General features: G+C 45.0%; 4 protein-coding genes. All 4 read right to left on the bottom strand.

Annotated elements, in window-relative coordinates; all coding sequences use genetic code 11:
- Nucleotides 1-300 precede the first annotated feature (300 nt).
- Nucleotides 301-477 (bottom strand): hypothetical protein, encoded by a 177-nt coding sequence (locus tag H6S82_RS24080; protein ID WP_190474524.1) that lies wholly within the window; start codon nt 475-477, stop codon nt 301-303.
- Between the two features lie 168 nt (nt 478-645).
- Entirely contained in the window at nt 646-1,176 is a 531-nt protein-coding gene (locus tag H6S82_RS24075) for an SH3 domain-containing protein (RefSeq protein ID WP_190474522.1), read from the bottom strand.
- A 101-nt stretch (nt 1,177-1,277) separates the two neighbouring features.
- The gene (locus H6S82_RS24070) at nt 1,278-2,792 is read right to left on the bottom strand and encodes an AAA family ATPase (protein ID WP_190474520.1); all 1,515 of its coding nucleotides are present in this window, start codon (nt 2,790-2,792) and stop codon (nt 1,278-1,280) included.
- 86 nt (nt 2,793-2,878) lie between these two features.
- Nucleotides 2,879-3,376, bottom strand: a complete 498-nt coding sequence (locus H6S82_RS24065) for a zinc ribbon domain-containing protein (RefSeq protein ID WP_191056826.1) — start codon at nt 3,374-3,376, stop codon at nt 2,879-2,881.
- Between the last annotated feature and the right edge of the window lie 230 nt (nt 3,377-3,606).

Genomic DNA, 3,606 nt, shown 5'->3' with positions numbered 1-3,606 from the left:
TGCCTGATTGCTTGCTATCGCTGGATTACAAATGTTCTCAATGAACTGTAGTAGCTGGCGATCTGTCTGTTACAGAAAACCAAGTCCATTGCTTCTGGACTTTACGAGACGATGGGGCTGATAAGTAGCCTCAACAATAAAAGCGACTACTAGACGATCGACATTTTTCCATGCAGAAAAATGTTATACCAAGATGTGTTCGTTGTTAACGGTTGATTATTCATTCTTGTACCCCGAAAACAACGCATAACATCAAAGGTACTGGTTTGGGAAAAAATTCCGGTAGCCGCCTTATTTAATTTAAATTAGGCCGAGGCGATCGCACACTAAAGCAACGATAACAGCAAAGCAAGTAATTTGGAGAGCGAGCAGAGGATTTTGTCCCTGACTGACAGCAAATGTTGTCACGATGCCTGCACCTAATCCAGCCGTAATAGCGGCTTGAATAAGATATTTATGTGAGTTTTTGTCGTACATAATTTTTGAAGAAAGGGGTGAGGTTTTAAGTTTGGCGATTTATAGATTCATAGTTGTATAACCTACCACCCCGCTCCTAAATACTGAAGCGATTCTCCAAATATTGCAATTAAAATTTAAAATTCGCTACGAGTTTTAGAATTTTCATCGACCTCTAAAAAGCTATACCTATTCAACTTTCTCGACATTTCCCGCTTTTACCCAACCTTCGGTATTTCCATCTTCCAAACGGATCTTCACCCACTTTTTGTCTTCGCTTTCACTCAAGACAACGATACTTTCGTTATAACCTACACCACCAATGCGTTCGGATTCTGTATTTGGGCCATTGCGAATACTGAGACCCTTAGACCAAGTGACGCGGGCTCTGTAGGCTCCAGGTTCGAGCGGTTTTGGCGAAGGAGTTTCGCTGGGCGTTGGCGTAGGACTCGGTTCTTCCGCAGTGGGAGTCTGTGCAACTAGAGTTTTAGTTGGGGTTGGCGTAACAGCGGCGGACTTGGTAAGTGAAGGTCTTGGCGGGTTTTGAGCTGCTGTTGCTTGGGCTTTGACGATCGGTTTGTCGTTGGGAAAAATGGGTTTGGGAGGAGGTGCAGTTAGCTTGGTGACAAAGTAGAGTGCTGCTGCTACGCCTGCGCCGATCATTAAGCCGATCGCGATGATGAAACCGAGCAAAAATTTGACAATGCCTGAAAAACTCATGCCTACTCCGCAGTCCGACCGTGATTATACCATATCTCTCTTTATTTCCGAAAAAACTAAGAGACATCTTTATATTCTCTATCACAAAATGTGCAATTAGGCTATCGGAATTGGCTCTGAATTCTATTGCTGAGGCTACTGTGCTTAGAGGCTAAGCGAGCTTTGCCAGCGGCAGCCCATTCCTGTAAAAACTGGATTTGCTCTTGTGCGGTTCGCGCCAAAGGTACAATCTGGCTGGCGGCTTCCAAAATATCATCTATGGTGAAATCCCGGTTTTGGCTAAAACCGATGTGCATAGCTTCAATCAAAGATTGCTCAATTTCTGCGCCAGAAAAATCCGGCGTTTCGTAGGCAAGTCGATCGAGGTCGTAATTTTGCAGGTTGTGGGGACGCAACCGAGATAAATGCACCGCAAAAATGGCTTTGCGTTCTTCCTGGGTAGGCAAACCGACGAAAAAGATTTCATCAAATCTGCCTTTGCGAAGCATTTCCGCAGGTAAAGTTTGGATGTTATTAGCTGTAGCGACGACAAACACAGGCGAAATCTTTTCGGCTAACCAAGTGATAAAAGTACCGAATACGCGGTTGCTGGTGCCGGCATCGCCTTTGCCATCCAGTCCGGAAAAAGCTTTGTCTATTTCATCGATCCACAACACGCAGGGAGATAAAGCTTCTGCCAATTGAATCATTTGCCTGGTGCGAGATTCGGATTCGCCTACCAAACCAGCAAACAAACGCCCCACGTCCAGGCGGAGTAGGGGTAGGTGCCAGTGGTGGGCGATCGCTTTTGCCATCAGAGATTTGCCAGTTCCCTGAATTCCCACTAACAGCAAACCTCTGGGGTGGGGCAAACCGTATTGCCTAGCGCGTTCCGAAAATGCACCGCCTCGCCGCAGCAACCAATCTTTTAAGTTATCCAAACCGCCAATGTCGGATATATTTTCCGTGGCGGGATAAAATTCTAATATTTGGGTTTGGCGAATAGTTTGGCGTTTTTCTTCCAAAACCAGTTCCACATCTTCGGGAAGCAATTCGCCGTGAGTAGCGATCGCCCTTGCCAAGACGCGGCGAATTCTCTCCATCGAAAGACCTTGGCAGGAACGAACGATTTCATCTAATATCTTGCCTTCCAGAGATTTCCCGGTAGCTGCTAACAAGCGTTCTACTTCTGCTTTAATTTCAGGTGCAGCCGGCAGATGGAACTCCAACACCGTGAGAACTTCGCTCAGTTCCTCTGGAATAGCGATTCTGGGCGACAGTATGACTATATTTTTGGGTTGAGATTTGAGCAACCGCGCTAAATTCTTGAGTTTGCGGGAGATAGCGACATCTTCCAAGAAACGGTGGAAGTCGCGCAGAATGAAAATAGCTGGTGCAGAGGCTGCTATTTTTTCTACTAATTCCAGCGCTTGCAAGGGATTGCGACGCCCAAAACCTGCATCGTTGGGATTCCCCTGGTAGCCATCCACAAAATCCCACACATAAATACCGCGATTGCCTTGTTTTTTTGCAATTTCTGCGATCGCTGCTTCCACTCGTTCTTCTTCACAAGTGGGAATGTAAATTAAAGGGTAGCGGGCTCGTAGCAGCAGTTCAAACTCTTCACGGAAAACCATAGCTATTTTGGATTTTAGATTTTAGATTTTGGATTAAAAGATGAACAGGTCAACCGCCCCACCCACTCTTGGGATGGGGCTTGTAACTAACCAGAGAAACTGGTTGAAACATCCGGGTTATTGACCGAACCCTGCTCCTCCGTCTTTTGGGTAGAGGAGAGAAAATAATCATCGCGAATATTCCTAGCAGCATTCAAATCGGCATGAGTTTTGTGTCCGCAATTTTTACAGCGGAACCTAGACTTGTACCGATTTGTCTTTTTAATATGCTTACCTCTTAGCGTCATAGTTCGCTTGTCGTATCTCAATCCTGATGTAGGTTTCTTTCTGGGAGTGCGTTTAAACTTGGTAGCTTTAACAGCTTCTAATGCGTTATCTCTGACAGTTTGCACCAAAGCAGAAGGCACTTCATGAAATTGCCCTCTAAGCAAGCGATATAAATCCTTGTGTGCCTTATTTTTGTTAGAGGTTCTGCTAGCTAATGACCAGTCGATATGAGCGTTAAATATTTCTGCACACTGATTCATTAGTGGCAGAAATCTATCGCTCGGTAAATCAACTGGAATGCTAACAGTTCTTTTCATTGCGTTGAACATTTGGTGATGAGAATATAGTAGCAAAGTTTTATATATACCGTCAACAAATACCAACTTTTTACTCCTCTGTTGGCGGTGATTTGGAATAAGCTGTCAATCGATATATTAACTTTCTAAAACAACGCTAATTGTCAAAAGAAGGGGCATCGAGCCCCTTCTTTTGACCGTGCTTTCATCCCCACCCGCAAGGGGATGGGGTTTTACGCACGCTCAATAAA

Origin of the sequence: Planktothrix sp. FACHB-1355, assembly GCF_014748295.1 — a bacterium.
Taxonomy (GTDB): Bacteria; Cyanobacteriota; Cyanobacteriia; order Cyanobacteriales; family Aerosakkonemataceae; genus Aerosakkonema; species Aerosakkonema funiforme_A.
This window is presented reverse-complemented; position numbering and strand designations above follow the sequence as displayed.

Coding starts and splice junctions, on each gene's coding strand:
- H6S82_RS24080 (WP_190474524.1), bottom strand. CDS start 477: ATGTACGACAAAAACTCACATAAATATCTTATTCAAGCCGCTATTACG.
- H6S82_RS24075 (WP_190474522.1), bottom strand. CDS start 1,176: ATGAGTTTTTCAGGCATTGTCAAATTTTTGCTCGGTTTCATCATCGCG.
- H6S82_RS24070 (WP_190474520.1), bottom strand. CDS start 2,792: ATGGTTTTCCGTGAAGAGTTTGAACTGCTGCTACGAGCCCGCTACCCT.
- H6S82_RS24065 (WP_191056826.1), bottom strand. CDS start 3,376: ATGAAAAGAACTGTTAGCATTCCAGTTGATTTACCGAGCGATAGATTT.